The 24416-nt window shown below is 55.8% G+C and carries 20 protein-coding genes; 14 read left to right on the top strand and 6 right to left on the bottom strand.

The window, feature by feature from the left end:
• Positions 1 to 112 precede the first annotated feature (112 nt).
• Entirely contained in the window at positions 113 to 583 is a 471-nt protein-coding gene (locus SH421x_RS23925; protein WP_488852532.1) for an FxsA family protein, read from the bottom strand.
• A gap of 183 nt (positions 584 to 766) precedes the next feature.
• Between SH421x_RS23925 and SH421x_RS23930 the strand changes: the two genes are divergently transcribed.
• The 11 genes from SH421x_RS23930 (at position 767) to SH421x_RS23980 (ending at position 12650) form a co-directional block, all read left to right on the top strand.
• A complete protein-coding gene (locus SH421x_RS23930) occupies positions 767 to 2980 on the top strand; it encodes a protein kinase domain-containing protein (RefSeq protein WP_488852533.1) in 2214 nt (737 codons plus the stop codon).
• 184 nt (positions 2981 to 3164) lie between these two features.
• The gene (gene cysK / locus SH421x_RS23935; RefSeq protein WP_488852534.1) at positions 3165 to 4106 is read left to right on the top strand and encodes a cysteine synthase A; all 942 of its coding nucleotides are present in this window, start codon (positions 3165 to 3167) and stop codon (positions 4104 to 4106) included.
• A gap of 289 nt (positions 4107 to 4395) precedes the next feature.
• Entirely contained in the window at positions 4396 to 4533 is a 138-nt protein-coding gene (locus SH421x_RS23940) for a hypothetical protein (RefSeq protein WP_488852535.1), read from the top strand.
• A gap of 68 nt (positions 4534 to 4601) precedes the next feature.
• Positions 4602 to 4991, top strand: a complete 390-nt coding sequence (locus tag SH421x_RS23945) for a DUF4112 domain-containing protein (protein WP_488852536.1) — start codon at positions 4602 to 4604, stop codon at positions 4989 to 4991.
• A 200-nt stretch (positions 4992 to 5191) separates the two neighbouring features.
• Positions 5192 to 8431 (top strand): SHD1 domain-containing protein, encoded by a 3240-nt coding sequence (locus SH421x_RS23950; protein WP_488852537.1) that lies wholly within the window; start codon positions 5192 to 5194, stop codon positions 8429 to 8431.
• A 56-nt stretch (positions 8432 to 8487) separates the two neighbouring features.
• A complete protein-coding gene (locus SH421x_RS23955; protein ID WP_488852538.1) occupies positions 8488 to 8922 on the top strand; it encodes a hypothetical protein in 435 nt (144 codons plus the stop codon).
• A 148-nt stretch (positions 8923 to 9070) separates the two neighbouring features.
• Positions 9071 to 9811, top strand: a complete 741-nt coding sequence (locus SH421x_RS23960) for an ABC transporter ATP-binding protein (RefSeq protein ID WP_488852539.1) — start codon at positions 9071 to 9073, stop codon at positions 9809 to 9811.
• Positions 9811 to 10578, top strand: a complete 768-nt coding sequence (locus SH421x_RS23965) for an ABC transporter permease (RefSeq protein ID WP_488852540.1) — start codon at positions 9811 to 9813, stop codon at positions 10576 to 10578. The genes SH421x_RS23960 and SH421x_RS23965 overlap by 1 nt, the downstream gene beginning before the upstream one ends.
• A 105-nt stretch (positions 10579 to 10683) precedes the next feature.
• On the top strand, positions 10684 to 11070 hold the full coding sequence (locus SH421x_RS23970; RefSeq protein ID WP_488852541.1) for a hypothetical protein: 387 nt from the start codon (positions 10684 to 10686) through the stop codon (positions 11068 to 11070).
• An 87-nt stretch (positions 11071 to 11157) separates the two neighbouring features.
• Positions 11158 to 11601, top strand: coding sequence for a hypothetical protein (locus SH421x_RS23975; RefSeq protein WP_488852542.1), 444 nt, complete (start codon positions 11158 to 11160; stop codon positions 11599 to 11601).
• 134 nt (positions 11602 to 11735) lie between these two features.
• Positions 11736 to 12650, top strand: a complete 915-nt coding sequence (locus SH421x_RS23980; protein ID WP_488852543.1) for a cation diffusion facilitator family transporter — start codon at positions 11736 to 11738, stop codon at positions 12648 to 12650.
• Positions 12651 to 12662: 12 nt separating this feature from the next.
• Here the strand turns inward: SH421x_RS23980 and SH421x_RS23985 are convergent, their stop codons facing one another.
• The 4 genes from SH421x_RS23985 to SH421x_RS24000 all read right to left on the bottom strand — a co-directional run bounded on the left by SH421x_RS23985 (position 12663) and on the right by SH421x_RS24000 (position 19210).
• On the bottom strand, positions 12663 to 14360 hold the full coding sequence (locus SH421x_RS23985; protein ID WP_488852544.1) for a tetratricopeptide repeat protein: 1698 nt from the start codon (positions 14358 to 14360) through the stop codon (positions 12663 to 12665).
• Between the two features lie 263 nt (positions 14361 to 14623).
• Positions 14624 to 17761: a bifunctional [glutamate--ammonia ligase]-adenylyl-L-tyrosine phosphorylase/[glutamate--ammonia-ligase] adenylyltransferase gene (gene glnE / locus SH421x_RS23990; RefSeq protein ID WP_488852545.1), complete on the bottom strand. Its 3138-nt coding sequence runs from the start codon at positions 17759 to 17761 to the stop codon at positions 14624 to 14626.
• A gap of 84 nt (positions 17762 to 17845) precedes the next feature.
• Positions 17846 to 18571 carry a class I SAM-dependent methyltransferase gene (locus SH421x_RS23995; RefSeq protein WP_488852546.1) on the bottom strand — a complete coding sequence of 242 codons (726 nt, stop codon included), beginning with the start codon at positions 18569 to 18571 and terminating at the stop codon, positions 17846 to 17848.
• A gap of 102 nt (positions 18572 to 18673) precedes the next feature.
• Positions 18674 to 19210, bottom strand: coding sequence for a class IV adenylate cyclase (locus SH421x_RS24000; RefSeq protein ID WP_488852547.1), 537 nt, complete (start codon positions 19208 to 19210; stop codon positions 18674 to 18676).
• Between the two features lie 197 nt (positions 19211 to 19407).
• On the opposite strand from SH421x_RS24000, the gene pepT reads away from it, so the two are divergent.
• The 3 genes from pepT to SH421x_RS24015 all read left to right on the top strand — a co-directional run bounded on the left by pepT (position 19408) and on the right by SH421x_RS24015 (position 22862).
• Positions 19408 to 20640: a peptidase T gene (gene pepT, locus SH421x_RS24005; protein WP_488852548.1), complete on the top strand. Its 1233-nt coding sequence runs from the start codon at positions 19408 to 19410 to the stop codon at positions 20638 to 20640.
• Positions 20641 to 20817: 177 nt separating this feature from the next.
• Complete coding sequence (locus tag SH421x_RS24010) at positions 20818 to 21708, top strand: glycosyltransferase family protein (protein WP_488852549.1); 891 nt, start codon at positions 20818 to 20820, stop codon at positions 21706 to 21708.
• A 356-nt stretch (positions 21709 to 22064) separates the two neighbouring features.
• Positions 22065 to 22862 (top strand): TrkA C-terminal domain-containing protein, encoded by a 798-nt coding sequence (locus tag SH421x_RS24015; protein WP_488852550.1) that lies wholly within the window; start codon positions 22065 to 22067, stop codon positions 22860 to 22862.
• Between the two features lie 58 nt (positions 22863 to 22920).
• Here the strand turns inward: SH421x_RS24015 and SH421x_RS24020 are convergent, their stop codons facing one another.
• Entirely contained in the window at positions 22921 to 24234 is a 1314-nt protein-coding gene (locus SH421x_RS24020; protein WP_488852551.1) for a Gfo/Idh/MocA family protein, read from the bottom strand.
• Positions 24235 to 24416: the final 182 nt, after the last annotated feature.

Genomic DNA, 24416 nt, shown 5'->3' on the forward strand with positions numbered 1-24416 from the left:
GGGCTTTTTTTATTTTTAAAAACCAGCACGTCGTCAGCAGTGAATTGTGCGGAACGCGAAGAGTGATGATGCGGGGTAAGGCTCGCGGAGTAAAATCTGCTTGGCTGCGTGTTTACTTTTTGTCTTGGCGAGCTTCGATCACCTGTGCGTCGATGATCTCGCTAGTGGGAGGGGGCGCGTTGGTGGTTGTGAACCCGTCGACGGTTGAGGTGGTCTTCAGTTGAAAGTGTTTTTTTCCCCAGACGATCAGCCAAGCCTTGATTGACTTTCGTAGGAAGGGGACCAGCAGGGCGAAACCGGTCAGATCGGTCAAAATACCGGGGGTTATCAAGAGCACGCCTGCCAGCGAGATCAGGATCGCATCAAACAGCGAATCGGTCGGCATCCGCCCCTGGGCAAATTCGCCTTGGATGCGGCGGTAGGTCGCGAACCCTTGACTTCGTGCTAGCATCGACCCGATTACGCCGGTGACCACCACTAGCGCCAAGGTAAACAACGGATCGGTTACGCTAGCCAAAAACAGCAGCAGCGCTAACTCGACTGTCGGAATCAGAATGAATAATAACAGTAAAATTCCCAGCACGCGTTTTCTCGCAATAAATTGAAACTTCGTTTCTGTCTAAATTTGACAGCCTAATGCTTGGTTTTAGATCTGTCCCAGAAAAGGGGTAATTTGCCGTGGTGAGTTCACTCGCACGCCACGGCCCCCTAGAATGAATTCGCTGCTAACGGCCTGATCTTTCGCCCCCACCGACGCGACTATCGGATGAATTTAGAACGGACCGAACTGCAAAACGACGGCGATCTCAGAGCATCGGAGGAACTCAGCCTCCGACGCACTCGCCCCCCGCGGGAAATCCCTGGCTACTCAATCGAGCGTTTTCTGGGCGCCGGAGCCTACGGAGAGGTCTGGTTTGCCATAGCGGCCAACACCGGCCGACGCGTGGCAATTAAATTCTACAATCATCGAGCTTCGCTGGAGGACAGTTTGATCGCCCGCGAGGTCGAAAAGCTCGTTTTTCTTTCGGCCGACCGCTACGTGGTGCAGTTGCTGGATGTGGGCTGGGACTCTGATCCTCCTTATTATGTGATGGAGTACGTCGAGAGTGGATCACTAGAGGATCTGCTGAAAAAAAGTGGCCCGTTGCCTGTTGAACGTGCGGTCGAAATTTTCATCGATATCGTCGTCGGCTTACTGCATGCGCATGCGAAAGGTATTTTGCACTGCGACTTGAAGCCGGCGAACATCTTGCTGGATCAAGACGGCAAAGCCCGGTTGGCCGACTTTGGACAATCGCGGCTTTCCCACGAGCAGAAACCGGCGTTGGGCACGTTATTTTACATGGCGCCGGAACAAGCCGAGTTGAGCGCCGTCCCTGATGTAAGCTGGGACGTCTACGCGCTGGGCTCAATCTTGTACACGATGCTGACCGGCGATCCCCCGTTTCGCAGTGCTGGCGCCATCGGCGAGATTGACTCGGCGGCGGGACTGACTTCGCGTTTGGATCGGTATCGCCAAATTATCCATCGCGCGGAGATGCCGGTCGCGCATCGAGACGTGCCAGGCGTCGATCGCGAGCTAATCGACATTGTTGACCGGCAGTTAGCCGTCAATCCCCGACGCCGCTACCCCAACACGCAGGCAGTGCTGGATGCGTTGCAATTGCGCCAGAAGAATCGCGAACGCCGCCCTTTGGTTTGGTTAGGAATCATCGCTCCGGCGGTATTGCTGGGGATCATGCTAGCGTTTGGATTTTGGGGCTATTCGGCGGCGGTTAACGACTCGGCCAAAGCGTTGGCGTCGAAAAGCTGGGTCAGCAATCAGTTTGCCGCCGAGCTGGCGGCGACCAATGTGGCGCACGATATCGAGTCGCTGTTTGCTGATACAGAACGTTTCTCTAAACGTCCAGATTTGCTGGCGACGCTGCAAGCAACGCTGGATAGTCCCGAGCTCAATCAGTTGTTGGCGCAGTTGCGTAATCCGAATCTGGAGCTAAGCGAGCGCGCCAAACTGATCCATGCATTTCAGGAACATTCAGCCCGCGAACCGTTGCAAGAGTTAATCACCGATCGCTGGGCCGCCGGAAATGGACGCTACGCAAGCTGGTTTTTGCTCGACAAATATGGGTTCCACATCGCTTCTTCGGCTGGCAAATCGATCGACTCGCCGGTCGGCGGATACTACGGATATCGCTCTTACTTTCATGGCGGCGAAGAGGACTTTGCCCACCCGGCGATCGACTCTCGGTTTCATGCTTCGATCCCGCCGCCGGATGGGATTTATCCGACGGCGACCGATAAACCGCATCTCTCGGCGGTCTTTTTGAGCACGGCCAGTAACACGTGGAAGTGCGCCATTTCGGCGCCGATTCGCGCGAACGGAGAAACGATTGCGGTCGCATCTCTGACGATCGACGTCGGCAAGTTTCCCCGCTTTGAGGGTTCGCCAGAGCAGTTTGCAGTACTGGTCGATGAGCGTCCGGGCGAGAAAAGTGGGATGATTTTGCAGCATCCGCTGTTTGATAAGCTGCTAAATCACGAGTCTCGTTTGCCGGATCAGTTTTGCGAAGATCCGAACATGCGAGTCGACTTCAAGTCGATGGGGACAGGGGAAGTGTACGACTACATCGATCCTTTATCGCACGACCCGGCTGGCGCCGACTTGGCGGGACCGTGGATCGCCGCGATCCAGTCAGTGCGGATAACCCCAGGCAACGAAAGCGATTCGCGTTCGACCGGCTTGGTGGTTTTGGTGCAAGAGAAGCAAGCAGCGGCCGTTGGTCCGATACATTCGCTTGGCAAGAAGCTGGCGATCGCCGGCGCCACCGCGATGGCGATTATTGTGTCGCTCGCCGGTGCGATGTGGGTCTTCGTGCTGAGAAGCGGCTCACGCGGCGCCAGTGGCGCCTTTTTCGGCAGCGGAGCGAGCGCCACCCCGATTCATGATCAAGCGACCGTCGTGTTGCCCAAGAAAGGCTAACAATCTGGCCTTAAATTGTCCAGGTTGACACAACTACGCGATTCTCGTAGTTTGAGCGGTTCTCTACTCAGCTGCCGGGGTCTTCCAACTCGCGGAAGATACGTCAACCAGATTGCAGCAAAGCCCGGCCGGCAATTCTGCACGATTAAAACATTACCGTCGAAATTGTTTGGAAGGAAAAGTCATGCCACGCGGCAAGTCTTATAACGATGCTTGCTCCGCCATCGGTGATACCCCGATGATCAAGATTAATCGCTTGGTCCCTGAGGGACATGCGACGGTCTTTGCGAAATGCGAGTTCTTCAATCCGCTGAACAGTGTCAAAGATCGGATTGGCTACGCCATGATCGAGGACGCTGAAAAGAGCGGCAAAATTAACCAGTACACGCACATCATCGAACCGACCAGCGGCAACACGGGGATCGCGCTGGCGTTTGTCTGCGCCGCCAAGGGTTATAAGCTGACGCTGACCATGCCCGAGTCGATGTCGCTTGAGCGTCGCGCGTTGCTGCGCGTGATGGGCGCCAATCTGGTGCTGACACCGGCTGCCGAAGGAATGAAAGGGGCGATCAACACCGCCTACGAAATGGTCGAAAAAGAGTCGGGCGCTTGGCTGCCGGGGCAGTTTGATAATCCGGCGAATCCGGCGATTCACGAAAAGACGACCGGTCCCGAAATCTGGGAAGACTCTGGCGAAAATATCGACGCCATCGTGGCTGGCGTCGGCACCGGCGGAACCATCACCGGAGTCGCGCGCTACATTAAGTCCAAAAATCCCGACTTCAAAGCGATCGCTGTCGAACCAACCAACTCGGCGGTCATCAGCGGAGGAGCGCCGGGCAAGCATCGCATTCAAGGAATCGGCGCCGGCTTCGTCCCGAAGAACCTGGATACTTCGGTCTTAGATGAAGTCATCAAAGTCGATGATGAAGATGCCTTTGAGTGGGGCCGTCAACTCGCGATGAAAGAAGGAATCGTCGCCGGCATCAGCAGCGGCGCCACGATGTGGGCCGCCGCCCAACTGGCCGCACGTCCTGAAATGAAAGGGAAACGGATCGCCGTCATCATGGCGAGCCTCGGCGAGCGCTATATCTCGACACCGCTGTTTGGCGGCCTCGACGGTTAGCCTGCGTTCGCTTTAAGTCTGCAAGCAACAATCCACCAAGAGCCGCGATCAAGATCGCGGCTCTTGGTTTGTCTTGATCGTTGCGTTGATTGGCCGTGCAAGGATCCCGTTGCGCGGGCCTCGACCACTCTGGAAAGTCGTTGCCGCCCCAACGCCAGCATGGCAAGAATCTCTGTAAGCCTCGTCAGAGAAACGGGTTACAACCAAATAGGGCGAAATCTCGTCGAGTGGCATGCCGACTGCATAAAGGTCTTTCATAAGGAAAGCAAATTTCGCAGGGAGGCATAGCATGGTTCATTTAATGATGCTGACAGCTCTTGGCTTGACGCTATTGGGCGTGATTCCTGAATCTTCAAGCTGGCGCATTCCGTCAGGCGTATTTGGACTGTTGTTGGTTTTGATGTTTGTCATGATCCTTTTGTTTTAAATAGGCGGCTTGCCATGCCCGCTGAACCCAATCAATCAATGAAGCCACCGTCGTCGCGGATGCAACGCATGCGACGATTTGTTGACATCATGGAGAATGCGGTTCGCATACCCGGCACGCGATACCGCATTGGCCTCGACGCGTTGTTGGGGATCATTCCAGGTGTTGGCGACTTAGTCACCGCGACGGCGGCTTTTGTATTACTGTGGGAAGCGCGACGTTTAGGCATGTCCTTTACTAAACGCTCCAAGATGGTGGGCTATATCTTCTTTGACATGCTGATCGGCGTGGTGCCGCTGGTAGGTGATCTGTTTGATGTCGCCTACAAATCGAACACGCGAATTTTGAAAATGATCGAAGACCATATTAATGAGCACGGCGATAACACGGTAAATCCGGCAAGTCGGTTGAATGTGCCCAATTTTTTAAAACGCTCTGACGCTGCGAAATCTCACTAAGAAGACCCACAAATCTCGACAATAACGAGCACTAGCTGCTCTTCATGATAGCGAAGCCGCCCACAGAGGCGGCTTTTTTGCTATCGGACCTGAAGCCCCTCATTTTGACCCAGTCGCATCCATGGGTTACGATCGATGACGGATAAGCGTAGCCTAGGGCTGCGGCGACTCCTTCTCTTCTCTCATCTGGGGCTTTAGCAGTGTTGCGATACTTCCTTGTCTCGCTGTTAGTGATCGGCTTTGCTTCGCCTGGGTTAGCGCGCCAGTGGCATGCTCGCGAAGGGGGCTTTTCGGTCAAAGCCGAACTGCTCGATCTTCGTGACGGCTCAGTGATCTTAAAACGTGACGATAACGGCCAAGAGATCGCGGTTCCGCTCGACAAGCTGAGTCTCGATGACGTCCGGTTTGTCCATGCCGAATTGGCTCGCCTGACGAATGCAATCAAAGGAACGGCTCCGATCGAAATGAGCCCCGCGACTGCGTCCCCTTCGTTCGCTCCTCCACGTGCTCCGACGGCCAGCAACGCCGCGTCTTCGCCGCCGACAACCACGATGTCGCCGATGGATCCTCCTCCACTGACGACGTCAGCGACCCCCGCCAGTTTAGACGACTATCCCAGCATGCCGGCCCGCACGGTTAAAGCGCCGCCGATCGTTAATTCTCCGCTACTGGAATGGCAAGCGGCGCCTGATCCCAGCCCCTATGACTACACATTGCCAGAAACGGTCCAGGTAAACGCCAGCGCTCCGAAAGGAGCCTATTCGTTGCATCCGGTCTTCTCAGAACACCCGAGCCACTTTGTCTTCTTTGAAGAGAGTTCCAAGACCTTTTACGCTTTCCATCTCCCCACGCAAAAGCTGGTTAGCGGGCTTAAGTTTGAGTCGTATGGCTTGCAGCATGTCGCGTTTAGTGTAGACGGCCGTTACCTGACGGTTACCGCACGAAACGACACGACGAATGCGCAGGAAGTGCAGGTCTGGTCATTTGTCACCCGCAAGCTCGTACGCTCGTTCACCCCAGGCAGCTCGTCGACTTATATTTCCTCGGTCAGCTTCGCCGGCTCGGATCGCATTGTCATTGCCAGATCGAGCGATAATGTGGTCGCCTGTTTTGAGATAGCGACGGGGCGCAAAATCAGTGAGGCGGCGCTCCCCTTGTTCTCCAACGACAAATCGATCGCCATCAGTCCCGGCGGAACCTACGCCGCGTTGTATGCTCCGCTGGAAAAAAACGCTCGGTTAATCGATCTGCGCACCGGCGTCGAAGCCGGTGTCATTGGCGGCAAGACGCAGATACCTTCCTCGGCAAACTTGGAAGAAATCAGCTTCTCTCCGGATGGGGAAGAATTGTTGCTCTTTTCGAGATCGGGATCGGGCCGTCATCTGGGTTCGTGGAATATGCGAAACGGCGAGCGGTTGGTTGATCTGAACTTCCCGGATGACCCTGCAAAAATGCTCCCCCGCAGTTTTTCGTACCGGGGTCGTCCCCTGGAGTGGCGTCCCGATCGCAGCAGTTGGTTAATCTCGGGCGGCGTGATGGTCGAACATGGCTCAACCGACGTTATCTGGATCGATTCAGCGCAACTTGGTGGTTCTGATCTGCGTGAGGCACGTCGGTTTGTCGACAACAATCGCCTCCTGGTTTTTTCGCGTACCGACGACAACCGGATGGTGATGTCGCTTAAGTCGATCTCGGACGAAGAGATTGCTGCGATCAAAGTGTTGGTCGCAGCCGGAGCGACTGCCGCAGATCAAGGATTGCCGCCGCTGACGCCGATCGTCACAGAGGATGTCAAAGAAATCGCGACGAACATCCAGTGGACATACCAGCCTGACGCTGCGCCTCAGGTTCCGATAGAAACGCTAACCGATGGCGCGAAGATCCCGGCGAACCAACTGCAATTGGGGCACATGTATCAATGCCGTTCGTCGAATCGCGCCGTGCTTGGACTGCGCGAACCAGATGAGAGTCGGCGTCTGAATGGGCTCACCAACATTGAGGATCAATACTTTGACTTGATCGATCTGGCGGCCGGTAAGCCGCTTCAGCGGACGTCGCTCCCTTTTGCGGCTCGTTTGATGGCCACAGCGCCTACCGGTGACTGGGCGGCATTCACCACGAAGGAGGGGAAAGATCGCGTCGATCTTTTTGATCTGACGACCGGCAAACCGGTGCTGGCGTTTCGCCCTTTGCAAAGCGCCAGCGATAAGATCGAAGCAATGGCGTTTGGTTCGGATCGCACGCGTCTGTGGGTCTTATCGGACGCTGGCGAATTGACGCAGTGGAAGCTGCCGGAATGCCGCGCCGTAGGAAGACGCACCTATGGTCGAACGACCCGCCTGCAATCCTCGCCCAGTGGTCGCTCGTTGTGCGTGATGGCGACACGACAACTAGAGTTGCTGGACGCCGATTCAGGCGAGATGCTCGGCACGCTGGCGAGTCCCACGGACGAGCAGATCAGTGGCTATGGCCAAGTTGCGTTCTCTGAAGATGGACTTCAATTAGCGTCTGCTCGCTATTCCGCCACGGGACCGCAGCATGTGATTCTTTGGGATCTCGTCCAAAACAGCGTCGAGAAAACGTTTGAGTTTCCCCACAAGCCGATGGGAGTTGCGTGGGGCTCGAAAGATGTGCTGTTGATCCGCGTTATGCCGCTCAATACCAAGTTGATTGTATCAAGTCATTTGGTCGCGGTTCACTTGCCTTCAGAGCGGATCGTCTGGAATTATTTGCTGCCACACGGCGCATTTGGGTATCATGGCTCGGATGGTCGACAGTGGTATGTCGCCGGAGAACTGACCCGTTCTGACTCAACCTTGCGAGCCGCTCTGTTGCCGCAGCAGGACGAGCAAGAGAGCTTCCGAGATCTGAAGCCGCTCACCCCCATTTTGACCCGCGGTGATGCGATCGCGATTCTCGTGGACGCCGAAGCCCCTACGCTCGATTTAGAGCGCAAAGACTTGTCCAAAGAACTGCAAGACGCATTTGTCGCAAAGGCCCTGGTGGCTGGCTATCAGCCCGATCCGGAAGCTGAGTACATCTTGAAGGTGGAAGTGCAAGAAAAGCTGACTCCAGACACTTTGCGTCTTCGCGTGCTTGGTCAGTTGTACGTCGAGTCGATCCAGGTCACCGAAGTCACCGGTCGGCTCCACTTGGCCGATCGCAACGGCAAAGTCGTCTGGACCCAAGAGCTTAGTCAGAAGACGAATACCGATCTGGTCCGTCGGGGTATCCCGCGTGGCATGAAGGTCGCCGATTTCCTGCGTCTGCAGCAGTGGCGCAGCGTCGTTGAATGGCTGTTTAAAACGCCGATCCCGGCAACCATCTATGCGTCGAGTGGGATAGACGGCGCGGGGATTTCGATCCTCACGCCAGAGGGAGTGGATGTCCGCAAGACGATGGTTCCGCCGCAGGACGAACCGATGGACAAAGCAATCTAGTGTCCGATCAGATGAGCATTTCCCTCTGACAAAACAAAAAATCAGAGCACAACCGTATGACGCAAGCAGAATCTGCACCAGCAGAACAACCGCGGAACAAGTCTGTTGATGAAGCGATCTGGTTGCGGGTTATTCGCTATTTTTTGACGTTGGGGCTGCATTTTTTTGTCCTGCTGATCATTGGCGCCCTGTTCATCACTCAGGTGCCTTACATTGGGTTGTGCTACGATCGTTATGAAACCTTACTTCCGCCTCCAACCCAACTGTTACTGACCACTTCGACCTTCTTGGCGAACTATTCCTACCTGGTCTTGCCTTTGTTGATGGTGGTAGACGCATTTTTTCTGGCGATTTTGACGTTTCTCTGTTCGCCTCGTCTGCGGCTCGCGTCGGTTTATTCGCACGGATGTCTGCTGCTGGCGATCCTGTTGATGGCAATCATGTTCTTTGCTGTCGCCGCTCCCTTTTATTCATTTTCGCATATTCAGTAAACAGTATCGCCAGCGGGGGAGTCCGCCAAAAAAGGAAGCTGCAACCGGTAGAGGGCCTCTGAAAATGAGTTAATCCCCCTCGCCAGTTGTTGCGACTAACCTACACTAGGAGAGACTCCAGTACATAACTCCACGTTCGTCCCGCTCTATGATCCAACTTTCTGCGGTCACCAAATCGTTTGCCGATCAGCAGGTGATCGCCGCTACCGATCTGAAGATCGAGCGTGGACAGTTTGTCTCGTTGGTGGGGCCTTCTGGCTGCGGCAAGTCGACCCTCTTGCGGCTAATCGCCGGGCTCGAGTCGGCCACCAGTGGTCAGGTCATGATCGACCAGCAAGCGCCGCCCAAAACAGAGACGGCGTTTGTGTTTCAAGATCCAACCTTGTTGCCTTGGCGAACGACTTACGACAATATCCGTTTGCCGCTAGAACTGCTCCGCCGCACTCAATCGCCGCAGTTGGCGAGAATCCCCGAAGCGATCCAATTGGTTGGGCTGCGGCAGGAAGATGCCGGCAAGCTGCCGCGGATGCTCTCGGGCGGCATGCGGATGCGAGTATCGCTGGCTCGGGCCCTGGTGACCCAGCCGCAAGTGCTGCTGCTGGACGAACCGTTCGCCGCGCTCGATGACATCTTGCGACAGCAATTGAACGAAGAGTTGTTAGCGATCTGGAAACAGCGGCAATGGACCGGCGTCTTTATCACGCACAACGTCGCCGAAGCCGTTTTTCTCAGCCAGCGGGTGTTGGTCATGTCGGCTCAACCGGGTCAGATTGTCGCCGATGTGCCGATCGTTTTTGAAGCGCCGCGGACTGCCAATTTGCGCGCCACCGGCGAGTTCGCAGCGCAGTGCGGCGTGATCTCGCAGCACTTGCGACAAGGAGTCGTGTGATGCGCGAGACCCTGCCGCGAGTCCTACTGCCGGCTGCAACGTTGCTGATTGCACTCGCGATCTGGCAAACACTAGTGACGCAGGCAAAGATTCCTCCCTATTTGTTGCCAAGCCCTGCGGCTGTTGGCGACTCGTTTCTTCGCAAAGGTTCTGCTTTATGGAGCGGAACGTTGGTGACAGGGGTTGGCGCGTTGGTCGGGTTCGCGTCGGCGGTTGTCTTAGGAACGCTGGTCGCCTTGGTGTTCTCGCAGTCGCGACTGATTCGACTGAGTGGATATCCTTATGCGATCTTTTTTCAGACAGTGCCGATCGTCGCGATCGCCCCTTGGATTGTCACTCTGACCGGCTATGGCTTGCCGAGCGTCATTGTCGTGGCCACCATTATCAGTCTGTTTCCGATCATCACCAGCGTGACGACGGGCCTGCTATCGGTCGATCGTAGCCTGGTCGAACTATTTCGTCTGCACCGCGCCTCACGCTGGCAGATGCTGTGGAAACTGCAATTCCCGGCTTCGATCCGTTATCTGGTGACCGGGATGAAAGCGAGCAGCGGGTTGGCGGTGGTTGGCGCGATCGTCGGCGAGTTCTTTGTCGGCTATAGCGGTAAACAACATGGGCTGGGCTATTACATTCGTAGCTCGAGCGACAATCTAAAGACGGACGAACTGTTCGCGGCGATGATTTGTTGCACGTTGTTAGGGGTGGTCGTCTTTGTCTCGATCAACTTGCTGGAACATTACGTGCTGCGACGGTGGACTGAATCGTAGAAATTGGGGGGCTGTCCCTCCCTTTATTGACAGTCGCCAGCGAGAGAACTAAGGTTAGAAAGTTGTCCGCAAGTCGCGTCTATTGTGTTTTCTTCACTGAGCCGCATGCATCGATTGCTTCACATCACGCTTGTCAGTCTGCTGCTGTTTAGCACGCAGTTGACCCCAGCGTGGGCGCATCGTCATGAGTCGCTTTCGCCGCAAGAGCTTGCGGTCCATTTGCGGCAGTACCACGGCGGGACTCCGGCGACCCAAATTCCCCCAGGCTGGCACGTTCATCGATCGGCGATGCAACTGCTTGCCCCTGCATTGGAAGGCCGAGTTGAAACCGAGTTTGCCGGGGAAGATTTCGACTCTTGCGACCAACTTCTGACAAATCGCCCAAACCGCTTTGGCGCCAAGCGACTTCCAGGCGTACTGCGTGATTGCCTGCGCGGGGAGCTTTCGCCGCCGCTCCCTCTCTTTCTCTGTTACCAGTCGCTGTTGCTCTAAATCGGCGACGTACTTGATCTGCTGTTATCGGCGCTCGCTGCTGCGCGAACGCCGGGGAACTTGTTTTCTTGCTAGGAGAATCCTTGAATGAAATTTCGAACACAACTACTGCTGAGCCTGGTCGCATTGACCGCCGTTTCGTTCTCTTTGGCCAGCGCATCTGCTGCCGAACCCAAGCCGGTTGAAGAGGACATGCATGAATTTATGGAATATGTGTTTCAGCCGACTTACAAGCGATTGAAGCCGGCGATGGCGAGCGAACCGAAAGACAACGCAGCGTGGAAAGAGATCAAATCCACTTCGTTGATCTTGGCCGAGGGGGGCAACTTGCTGCTCATCCGTGCCCCCGAAAAAGATGCGGCGGCTTGGAACGAAGACTCTGTCGCAGTCCGTGATCTGGGAGGCGAACTCTATCGCGCCGCTCAGAAAAAAGATTATGCAGTGGCGGTGACGCACTACAAAGCGATGTTGACTAAGTGCAATAGCTGTCACAACAAGTTCGCAGGCGGCAAGCATCAGCTTTCGCCGTAACGTTGAGACGCTGCAAAGTGATGGCCGACGGATTCGTAAAAAGCGATCCGCCGGCCTTTTCTTTTGGCATGGGCTACGCGACGATAGACGAACCCTGTTCCGCTGGCCCCCAGGACGTATCGTCCGAATGACGCATGAATTCAAGTAATCCGCCTGATTTCTCCGCAACCCACTTATACCGCAGCGCCACACGCGCCGCTTGGTTGGGGTTAGCCGTGAACCTGTCACTGGGAATTGTGAAGCTGGTCGGCGGCGTGATGGGAAGTTCGTTCGCACTGATCTCGGATGCTGTCAATTCGCTGGGCGATTCGCTGACGTCAATTGTTGTTATCTTCGGGCTATGGTTCGCGCAGCGCCCTGCCGATGACGAGCATCCGTATGGGCATACCCGAGCGGAAGCGGTTGCGGCGTCGAATGTTTCAATGTTGATTATGATTTCCGCCATTTTTGTCGGCTGGGAAGCGATCAACCGATTGGGTGTGGATCATTTGAAGCCGCCGGTTTGGACCATGTGGATCGCGGCGATCAATATCGTGATCAAAGAGTCGCTCTATTGGTACAATCTGGCGGTCAGTCGTCAAACAAAATCGATGTCAATCGCCGCGAATGCTTGGGATCATCGCAGTGACGCGCTTTGTTCCTTGGCGGTGCTGATTGGACTGGCGATCGTTCGTTGGGGAGGAGCGTCCTACGTCTGGGCGGATGAAGGAGCCGCGCTGGTTGTCGTCCTGGCCATCTTGTTCAACACGAGTCAAATATTTCTGCAAAGCACCAGCGAACTCTTAGATCCGCAAGCGGACGAAGAATTGATTCAAGAGATTCGAAACGCGGCCGAAACCGTCCCAGGCGTTTGTGCTGTTGAAAAGCTCTGGGTTCGCAAATCGGGCATCGAGTTTCTAGCCGATATCCATATCGAAGTTGACGCTCAATTAACGGTCGAAGCAGGCCATCGAATCGGCCATCAAGTCAAGGACAAGCTGATTCAGCAGTTCGCCCAACTGCGCGACGTGCTGGTCCATCTAGAGCCCTATCCGCACGAGCCTTCGTAGAGAAAAGGGATGCTACTCGCTTTGCGCCCGAGCGTCGGGATGGCAATAGCAACTTGCAACCGGCTTCACGTCGGCGCGGGCCCACGCTGCTTGAACTTGTTCGTTCATTGCATCGGCTTCTTCGACCCGACCTTGGCGGCCAATGGACTGTTGCAGCCCAAGTAACGACCAAGCATTGTTGGGATGATCTACTAGATCAGCTTGATACACTTCTTCCGCTTCCGCCGCGCGTCCATCAGCCAGCAGCAACGCCCCCAAAGCGTGACGGACCGGTTGCATCCAACCAGGCGGCTCGTCATAGGTCAACTGCTCTTCCAATTCGACCGCGTCGCGCAGTTCGGCGAACGCCTGATCGGTGCGACCTTCACGAAATGCGAGTTCTCCGACCGCCATCTTTCGCGCGATCGCCAGCACATCTTCCGCCGAGTTATTTTCCATTTTCCACTCTTCACCCATTTCGCTGGCGACCTGATCCAGTTGATCGATCTCCTGCTGCGCCTTGTCGGTCTTACCCAGGGCCGAATAGGCGATAGAGCGCGCAAAGTGACGTTCGGCGCGGCTGAACATTCGCCACGCTTCTGGCTCTGGCTCTGCGAGAATCTCTTGCCATTTTCCAAAACGAATCATGACATGCAGCGTAGTCGGCATAAAGCCGTCTGCCATCACCACATAGTTTTTCAAAAACTCAGGCGGGATGACCTGTTCAATCTTTCGCGCGGCGTTGATCGCGGTTTGATAGCGACCATCCATCATCGCCGCATAAGCAAGGAAGTGGACGTTATGCATGAAGTAAAGACTATAGAAATCAGGCTTCGGCGCTTTGGCGAAATAAGCTTCGTCGGCTGCGATCGCAGCGGTGTTCGCGTCAGTCGCGGCGGCATACTTTCCGGTCCGAATGTAAATATGCGATGGCATGTGGACCAGATGGCCCGAACCGGGAATCAGCTTGCTCAATCGCGTCGCGGCATCTAAGCCTTTCTCCGGCCACGGCGAAGCTTCGATCGCATGAATATAAAAATGATTGGCGCCGGGATGCTGTGGGGCCTTCGCGAGCGTATCCTCAAGGACCGCTAAGATTTCAAACACGCGCCCCTTGGGCGCCGCCTCGGCGGTCCACAAGTCCCAAGGCTGTAAGTTCATCAGCGACTCTGCATACAGCGCACCGACGTCAGCATCGTCAGGAAACTGCCGCCAGACTTCGTTCATCGCTTGGGCGTACGCTTCATCAAGCTTGCGGCGATCCTCGGGAACCGGCATGGCGTATCGCGTCTGGATCGCACGAACCAATGCTTGTTCGACCGGCGATTCTTGATCGAGCGCCGCAATCGCTTTGGCGGCCGCTGCAGCGGCCAGCTTACTTTGCTCAACATTCATCTGCGGATTGTTGATATGCAGCCCACGAGCATAGGCGGATCCCCACCAGGCCATCGCACAAGAGGGATCAATCGCGGCGGCTTTTTCGAACGAACGAATCGCCTCGTCATGATTAAAGCCGTACAGCAGCTGAATCCCTTGGTTGAACCACTGCTGCGCTGCGGCCGAGTTGGTAGTTACGCCTCGTTCATAGCCTTGAAAGCCATCATACAGTTGAAGGGGAGGATCCGCGGAAGCGGGAATTTCCTGGTCGGGCTGAGGTTCTGCAGCTGCTCCAAAAGAGAAGGGGGAACACACACCGGCCAACAGAGTCAACCAAAAAATAGAACGAGTCACTAGCGTCTCCTAATTTTTAGTGCGCTCCAACCAAGGAGAACAAGCAAAATCATGCATCCGCTTAGTATGCGGCGCAAAGCAGCGGTGCGTAAAGCAATTCAAAAGGACAAACGCCTTCGTTAAGGAGCAAAGAATCGAAAGATGTGAGCGAAATGCACGCCGCTAGGTTCGCGAATTTCTTTCATTTCAAACGATAAGTATCGAGGAGGTCTCTAGCCCTCTATGCGAATTGTTTGCAGCCAAAGCGATATCCGAGTGGAAACCTAGGACGCTGGCGCCAACTGGGCTGCTTCGCTAAAGATGCGCTCAAACCGGCGGCGCGTTTCGCGTGCCAGTTTACGACACTCGCGCAACAGTTGGGCGCCGTTCATATCGCCCAGTAGATAGGCGAGTTTGGCGACTTCTAGCCGTTCTTTGGGCAGATCGTGCCGCGCGGTGGTGTTCATCAAACGCAATCGTGCTTCGACAATTCGAAGGAAGATATAAGCTTCGTGAAAATGAGCAAAGTCATCTTCGGCCAGACGCCCCACTTCGTGCAGGGCTTTGAGCGCGTCAATCGTATTGGAGCGAAGCGTTTCGGGATGCTCTGCTGCGGAGGCTAGTTGCAGCATTTGCACGACAAACTCAATGTCGACGGTTCCGCCTGGTCCACGTTTTAAGTTGGCATTGGTCGCCGTTTCTTCCATGCGGCGGCGCATATCGCGAATCTCCAAGGCGTTTTCTGGTCGCCAGGGCTTGGCCAAAATCAGGTCGCGGATGCATTTCTCCACATTCTGACATGCATCTGCCGAGCCATAGATCGCACGTGCCTTGCACAGCGATTGGCGTTCCCAAAGCTGTCCTGAACCTTCGACATGGTATCGATAGAACTCGTCCAACGAGACGGCCAGCGGACCATTTTTACCGGCCGGCCGGAGGCGCGCGTCGGTTTCGTACAGACGTCCATAAGGGCCAAGTTCGCTGACCGCTTTCAAAATCCGCTGCGCTAGTTGGCCAAAGAAATGTTGGTTACTTGTGGCGCTGCCGGGACGTCCTTTGCCGTTGGCGGGATGCGTTTGCCCTTCCCCTTCGTAGAGAAAGATCAAGTCGAGGTCGCTGTGATAATTCGGTTCGCGACCCCCTAACTTTCCGAGAGCGACGATCGTCATTTCGCAGCGACGATCTTCGGGCAACCATGGTTCGCCAAAGCGCTGGCTCAGGTGATCGTATTCTCGTTCGACAATTCGTTTCAAGCAGATTTCGGCGATATCGGCCAGCGTCTCTAGCCGTGCTTGCAGATCTTTCTTTCCCAAGACGTCGAGCACGCCGACCCGCAAGTGCATTAAGTTTTTGAAGCTGTGCAATATCGGGGTGATGTCTTCGGCGCCGCGACAAAGCTCGGATAAAATCTGATCCAGCGTATCTCTTGTCGGCAGTTTGTCGAGCATCAACGAGTCCATCAACTCGTCGATCATCCCGGGGTGGCTTATCAAGATACTCGAGAGATAAGGACTGCCAGCGCAAAGTCGGACGTACAGATTGAGTGTTGCGGGATTAGCGCTAAACAGTTCCCACAAGATCCCCTTGCCGCCTAGCGAGTCGCTCACTTGCGCTAGATTGATCAGCGTGGAGTCAGGATCTGGCGTGGTCGAAATCGCTTCTAACAGCTGCGCACTGATCGCGGCGAGAAAGTGCCGACAGCGCCGCGTCGACAAAAATCGAACCTTCTCGGTCGTCAACGCCATCAGATTGTCGTAAGCATTTTTTGGATGGTGAAATCCATAAGCGGTCAAGACTTCGTCGATCGTCTCATCACCCGGCTCAGGATCGAGAACCAAGTCGACGGTCGGCGCCATCTCGTCATCGCCGGGAAAAGCATCATGCAGCAAATGATCAAGGATCTTACGATTGAGCTCTGTCTTTTCGGCGTAGTCATGCTGAAATGCGACGAGTGCGGATTGTCCTTCGCGATGCTCATAGCCCATGCGCAGCGCAACTTTCGTCAGCTCTTTCTCATCACTCGGCATCGTATGCGTCTGCAGATCAAACATGATTTGTAGACGATGTTCCAGCTTGCGTAGGAAGGCGTAATTCTCTTCCAGAATGGTTCGCTCTTGCTGCGTCAGACAACCAGCGCCTTCGAGTGCGGCGATCGCTTCTAGGGTGTTACCGGTTCGAATGCCGGGCAAGTCGCCGCCGTTGAGCAATTGCAAAAACTGGATCACAAATTCAATATCACGAATCCCGCCGCGACCCGTTTTTACGTTGGTGTCGTCCGAGGTTTCGCGCTCCGCCAGCTTCTCGATGCGGCGTTTTAGCGCTTTGATACCGGTGATGTCGGCTCGACTGAGATAGCGACGATAGACCCACGGTTCAAGTTGGGTCAGCAGTTCTTCGCCAAGGTCATGATTGCCGGCGACGCTGCGCGCTTTAACAAACGCCTGACGTTCCCAGGTTCGCCCCATCACGTCGTAGTAGTGCAGCGCAGATTCTAGACTCACGACCAATGGCCCGCGACTTCCTTCCGGCCGTAGACGCATGTCAACGCGATACGGAGCGCCCAGTTCGGTCGGCTCCGCTAGGAGCTTTAAAACGCGTTGCGAGAGTCGGTCGAAGAATTCGCCGTTAGTGATTTTCTTCTCACCGTCGGTTTGTCCATTTTCGTCATAGACAAAGATTAAATCGACGTCGCTAGAATAGTTCAGTTCGACCCCGCCCAGTTTGCCCAGCGCCAGCACCACAAATCGTGCCGGGCGACGACCGCCGGGACCAGCCGCTTTGACCGTCGGACGACCATAGCGTGGTTTCATCAGGCGAAACGCAGCAGCGACCGCTGCTTCGAGCAGTGCATCGGCGAGATACGAAATTTGCCGAGTCACCACGCTGATTGTCTGTTCGCGGATCACGTCGCCATAGGCGATACGCAGCGTTTCTCGACGCTTGAAGCGGCGCAGCGCCGTCATGATCGCTTTTTCATCCTGCAGCGATTTGACTTCGTAGACGACATCATCGACCAGCATTTGTCGTGCGATTGGCTGACCATCCGTAATCCGCAGAAGTTCAAAACTCTCGGGATCATTGATTAGTTGGTCGGCGAGCGCTTGACTGGTCGCGAAGATCCGTAGTAACGTCTCGAGCGAGCGAAGATCGCGTTCAAACAATGCGGCCAACGACAGCGGACTGCGGCTGCTATGAAACAGTCGCTCGAGATTGTTGAGCGCCATATCGGGATCGCTCGAAATCGGCAGCAGACGCTCCAGTTGGCTCAACAGAAATGTGAGCAGATCCGAAGTAATCGCATGTCGCGACAGACTTCGGATATTTTCGCGACCACGCGAAATATCGGCGATGCGCAGTTGTTGGAGCCAAGAGGCCGAGACGGCGTCTTTCTCAAGCAAGTCGGAAAGTTGATCAATTTCCATAGAGTCAGGCGACGACGGCAATTGGAGGCGCAAAACTCTATTCTAGGTGACAGCCGCCCAGCGTGGTAGTCGCGACGTAAATCTTTACTCAGAAGCAGGTTCCGTCTCTGTGGGGGGCTCTGCCGGGGCGTCATCCCGCGCGAAAAACATCATATGCTGCCACGGCAGGCCGTCGAACTGCCGAGCCAGGCGAAATCCGTTGGCGGTCAACTCTTTGTTGACTTGGTCTTTGCTCATTTTGTGCAGCGGCTTGATCGGCACGTTTTCGTCCTCAGCGCGAAATTCAACCAGCACCAGACGACCCGATGGTTTTAGTGACTTGCGCATGGCGGCCAGCATTTGAACGGGATGCGAAAACTCGTGATAGACGTCGATGCACAAAATCAGGTCAACTTCTCCCACAGGCAGTTTCGGATCGTGGACATCACCCAAGATTCGGTCGACGTTTTTAATTTCGGCTTCTTCGGCTCGCGCTTGCAGCAGACGCAACATCTCGGGCTGAATGTCGACCGCCAAGACTTTGCCATCATCGCCCACCTTTTGGGCCATCTTCAGCGTATAAAAGCCGTTGCCACAGCCCATGTCACACGCGGTCATTCCCGGTTTCAGACCTAGCTGTTTGACCATCGTCGTGCAGTCTTCTTCTCGTTCACGCGATTCGCGGATCAGCCAAGGGGCTCCCAAATAGTGCATCGTCTGGGCGATCGTCCGGCCTTTGTACTCTTCCAATGCCGGCGGAATTTCTTCGGCCTGAAGAGGAGTAAGCCACGATATGAACAGCAAGAGCAAAGCGAGATAGCGAGGCGGCATAGGAATCTCAGCAGGAAAGCGAAACGGCAGGAGATACCCTCTAGCATAGTGCGGCAGTCGGCCCGAGTCGAACAAAACGGAATCGGCATGCGCGATCGAACGCTATTCGTCCGCTGCCCGGCGAATTTGCGATGTACCGAACAAGTCCAAATAAGCCCCATCACACAGATCGGCAGGCCGAATCCCCAGTCGCGCCATCAAATCGGTCGCGATCTGCTCTCCTTCTGGCTCGGATTGATCGTCGCTCAGCACCACTTCTAGTTCCATGAAGTTCCCAAGACCAATAACTTCGTCCAGGTGAATCCGCGTCTGGCCGACCAGATAAAGCGTGCGCTGCTTGCGGACCTCTCCCAGTTCTCCTAGCACCGCCGACAGGACAAAACGTAGGCCTGCAGGATCCGTCGTCGGCGTGCGGACATAGGTCGAAGCCTTCGGCCCGGCTTGATCGGCGCGGTGATAGTAGATCAATTCAGATTCTGTCTCGTTGATCGTCCGCAATTTCAGCCGGCCGCTGGCTGAGTGAAAAAAGATGTCGACCTGATGCAACGTCCAGGGGCCTTGGTTCGCGATCTCTGAGGCAAGATGACGCAACCGCGGCATATCGGCCACACGCGCTTTGATTTCTACGTTCCGAGCCATCTGTCGTTCCTTGTCCGATCTGGACCGTGCAGCATCGCAAATCGGGTACTGCTGTATTATACGGGGCGTTTGCCCGCGATAAACCGATATCTAGAGTCCCGTCGCTTTGCAGTTGCCAGGTTGTCTTTTGTCGCTGGGGCGAGTGAAATAGAACAGCTAGCGCCCGCTTTGTTACCTAATGTGTGAGATTTGGCCGAATGACCCGCAAACGACTTCTCGATCGCTTTCTCCGCTATGTTCAAGTCGATACGACGGCTGGAGTTCCCGGCGCTGAATATCCGAGCTCGAAAGGACAATTAGCGCTCGGGAAGTTGCTGGCGAACGAGATGCGAACGTTTGGGATCACCAACGCCGAACAAGACGATTTTGGCATTATCTACGCCGAACTACCTGGCAACGTTGCTGACGCACCGACTGTCGCGTTTTGCGCCCATATGGATACTTCGCCTGAGACTACCGGCGCCGGCGTGAAACCTCAGGTCATCCAGAATTACGAGGGGGGTGATATCGTATTACCGGGCGATCCCAGCAAAGTGATCCGCGAAGGCGAGAATCCAGAACTGGCCGATCTACATGGATGTACGCTGATCACGACTGATGGCACGACGCTGCTGGGGGGGGATGACAAAGCAGGGATCGCGGTGATCTTGGAAATGGCCGAACGGCTATTGGCCGATCCGCAGATCCCGCATGGCCCCGTGAAAATCTTGCTGACCTGCGATGAGGAAATTGGTCACGGCGTCGATCATGTTGATTTGCAGCGGTTGGCGGCTGATGTTTGCTATACGCTAGATGGCGGCGGCGCCGACGAAATCAATGCCGAAACCTTCTCGGCCGACATGGCGGTCGTCTCGGTTCACGGTGTGAATATCCATCCTTCCATCGCCAAAGGGCGGATGGTGAACGCGCTGAAAGCGGCCGGCATGTTTCTGGATCGACTGCCACGCGACATGATGTCCCCAGAGACCACTGCAGGCCGCGATGGGTTTGTGCATCCGGTCCACGTAAAAGGGGGTGTCGCTGAAGTCGAAATTCAGTTTATCCTCCGCTCGTTCGAGACCGCTGAACTCTCCAAGCAGGCCGATCTTTTGAGATCGACCGCGCGCAGTGTCGAAGCCGATTTGCCCGGGTGCAAGTTGGTGGTAGTCACTTCGCCGCAGTACCGTAACATGCGGGAAGGGCTGGAGAAGGAGCCGCGTGCGCTCGCCTATGCGATCGAGGCCCACCAACGACTTTCGCGAACCCCCAGGCTGGAAGTGATCCGCGGCGGCACTGATGGTTCGATCCTGACCGAGCATGGCTTGCCGACCCCTAATCTTTCGACAGGTCAGCACAATCCACATTCGCCGCTAGAATGGGCTTGCCTGGATGAAATGGAGAAGAGCGTGGAGGTTTTAATCTCTCTGTTAGGGGTTTGGGCAGAGAAGTGACGGCGCCGCTAGCACAACTAGCAGCGATTCTGGCGCCTCCAGCGTTTTTAGGGGAAACAGGTAAACTCGCGAGCCCTTCGGTTCCGAAGATTCTTGACGTGAGCATGCCGGCAATGCTTACGGTCACACCCCTGATTATGCGACGCTAAGCGTCGAAGCCGGAAGGAAAGAAAATCTGTGCGACTCTCGATCATCATCCCGGCGCTGCATGACGCAGCGTTGCTTGAAGAGACGATGCTGTCGGTGCTAGAAAATCGCCCCGCTTTCGCCGACGTCGTTGTCGTTCACACCGGTTTTTACACCGACCCCTACGAATTGTCTGGCGAAGTCAAATTCGTCGAGGCCCGCAGCGCCATCAGTGACGCTGAGTGCTGGATGATTGGTGCTGCTGCATCCAGCGGCGAGATCGTCCATCTACTCGCATCTGGCGTGGTCGCCACGGCGGGCTGGGCAGACAGCGTACGGTCGATGTTCGCCGATCCAGCGGTTGCCGCCGTGTCTCCAGCGCTACGCTGTGACGATACGATCGCGTCGATCGGCGTCGCCGCCGATTCGCTGGGCTATCGGCGTTACTTGCGGCTGGAAGAGGGAAAATCGCTGGTTGGTCCAAGTCGCCTAGCCGCGTTTTATCGCCGTAGTTGGCTAGAGCCGCTACTTCCAGCCGCCGCAGCCTTGGGCGATCAAGCAGCCGATCTCGACATCGCGTACTCGTTGAAGTCGCAAGGCCTGCTTAGCCGTCCTACCACGGCGTCGCAGCTGATCATTAAAGCTGAAGCGCTGCAGCAAGATCGTGACTATGCCGCGGCTGCAGCCGCCGAACGGTTACGAGCCCGCCATCCGCAACAGCTAGAAACGGCCGGCTATTGGAACCAAGTGTTGGCTCAAACATTAAAGGCGCTGCCCAGTCCCAAAGCAATCGGCGTGCTAATGGGGCACCTCAGCGGCGCTCGCGGCGAACGCCCTGTCGTACTGCAGCCAGCCGAGATTGACCGTCACGAATCCGCGGCATCGATCCGCATGCCGCAGCGTCCCATCGCGCAATCGCACAGCGATCGCGCCGCCGCCTAAAGCGGCGACACTACCCGAGCAATCCCCAGAGACCCACCTGCGTCCGCACGCAGGTTTTTTTATGCGCGGAGGGGAATCCTCTTCATAGCCCGCAGCGCGAGCGAGGGAATCCGTATGGTGATCCCAATACGATTGGAGCAGTGGCATCGGGATTGATCGGCGAGTGATTCGGTCGAATTCAACACGCTAGCGATTGTAACTCGTTTGCCTGGGCGTATTGCGTTCAATGCGGTTGATATTCAAGCAAGTTCTGGCGGATACCGCTCCTATTACCGGTTTGATCCGGTTGGCGCCCGGTTTGCATTGTTTAACAGTAGTTGTCTGTGCTGTTAAGACTTTTGAGGAGAGGGGCTCTCATGGCGTCATTATTCCCGATCATCTCCTTGCTGTTGGTTATCGTCATCTCATTGATGGTCGTGCGGATCGCGACTCTGGCGCTGGTGCTAACTGGGATATCGCATCAGTTGGCACAGTTTCAGGCGCGATCGGCGTTCACCGGCGCCGGGTTCACGACTTCAGAATCGGATAAGGTGACGCAGCATCCAGTCCGGCGGCGAATCATCATGCTGCTGATGTTGCTGGGTAACGCGGGAATCGTCACCGCGGTTTCGTCGTTGATGCTCTCGTTTATCGGTCAACATAATGGCCCCGGTAGCAGTTTGTGGGTCCGCGGAGGAGTGCTGATAGGCGGTATGGGGGCGCTCTGGTTCCTTTCGCAAAGCATCTGGGTTGATCGGTCGATCAACCGTCTAGTCGAATGGGCGCTGCGCCGCTGGACCAATCTGGAGATTCGTGACTACTCCAATCTGCTGCATCTAGCGCACGGCTATACGGTGATCGAGATGAAGGTCGAGCCGGATGATTGGCTCACCCATAAAGAATTGGGCGGTTTGCGTCTATCAGAAGAAGGAGTGCTGGTCCTAGGCGTCGAACGGACCAGCGGCGAATATCTAGGCACACCTCGCGGCGATGCCCGTCTACAAGCTGGAGATGTGGTAATAATGTACGGACCAAGCGAGATTTTGGCGAATCTAGACCAGCGCCGAGCGGGTGCTGACGGAAACTGGGATCATCACCGCGCTGTCGACAAGCAGATCAAGCAGCAGGTAGAAGAAAAGAAGCAGGCAGCAGAAACGCAGCCTGCTTCTTTGTGAATCAAAATCATAACAAGCGGATTGCCAGGCCAAGGCCTAGTCCACACGCCGTTTGATGTTACGACATCGCCCAGTCGCGGGTTCCGCGCGAGCGTAACAGATTGGCTTCGTCATCGTTGACGAATTCTTCTTTGACTGGATCAAGCGTTAGCTTGCGTCGCAAAATCCAAGCCAGTGCCGCCGCGTGGCTTGCGATGTGCGAACGGCGCATCACATCTTGGTTGGCGGCGGTCATTTCTCGCGTGCGAATGCAATCAAAGAAGTTGCGAGCATGCGTCGAAACGTCAAGCCCGTTGACTCGCTTCGTCGCGTCGGGCAGCTCTTTCTGCAGTGACTCGGGCGAGATGACAATTTCGCCGCTATCGCCGGTTTCGACCCAGCCTTGATCGCCGACAAAACGGACCGGACAAGTGCCCAAGCGCGTAATGTAGAACGGCTCGCGTTTGCCGAACGGCTCTGGTAGGAAGTCGAGGATCAGCTTCACGCCGTTGGCGTAGGTGCAAACGATGTTTTGCTCGCTCGGCACATACTCGATCGGCATCGTGTCGTCCGATTGATTGGCCCATTGGCACAGGTCGACGGTATGAGCGCCCCAGTCGAGTAGTCGCGCGCCAGAATCGAAGTCCCATTGGCCGCGCCATTTGCCGTTGACGTAGCCCTGATTGAAGGGACGCCAAGCGGCCGGGCCAAGCCAAAGGTTCCAATCGCAGACCTCTTGGGTCGGCTCTGTTTCGGCCGGCAGCCAACTGTTTTCAAGCACCGGCTTGTAAACCGAAGCATGCAGCGTGTGTAGCTTGCCGAGCTTGCCGGAGTGTGCGATCTCGACCGCTTTGGCGTAGTTCGCAACGCTGCGGCGCTGGGTGCCGGCCTGGAAGACTCGCTTCTCGCGATGCATCGTATCGGCCAGCTTCTGGCAATCGGCGATGGTGATGCCGCACGGCTTTTCGCTGTAAACATCTTTGCCTGCTTCGGCCGCCAAGATCGATGCGGCCGAATGCCAACGATCGCCGGTCGCGATCAGGACGGCGTCGATATCTTTGCGTTCGAGCAGTTCGCGAAAGTCTTGATACAACACGCAGTCGGTGTTGCCATAGTGCGAGTCAACCAACGTCTTGCCGGCGTCGCGGCGACTGGCCTGGACATCAGCAATCGCAACGCAATGCACATCCCGAAACGGCAGCATCGACTTCAGGTCGTAGGTGCAACGCGGCCCGATGCCGATCACGCCGAGGGTAATTTTGTCGTTTGCGGCAACCTGGCCATCGGCGGCAAACACGGTCGACGGCACGATAGTCGCCAGCGATGCGGCGGTCGCAGTCGCGGTGGAAGCGACGAGAAAATCACGTCGTGTTGATTTGTCAGGCAAAGCCATGAGGCATGTTCCTAAGGGAAGGAGTTGGCTGGAAGGGGCAGGGGGATCGTCGCTTGTACACCGTTGGCAAGTTCCGGCAACGAGACGACAGCTTTCGATTCTACTGGAAAAGAAATGATTCTCCAGACTTTTCGATAAAACCGGCGAGGCTTCGGTAAGAATCGGCAATTCTGCGCCTAAAA

The organism is Blastopirellula sp. SH421 (genome assembly GCF_057808535.1).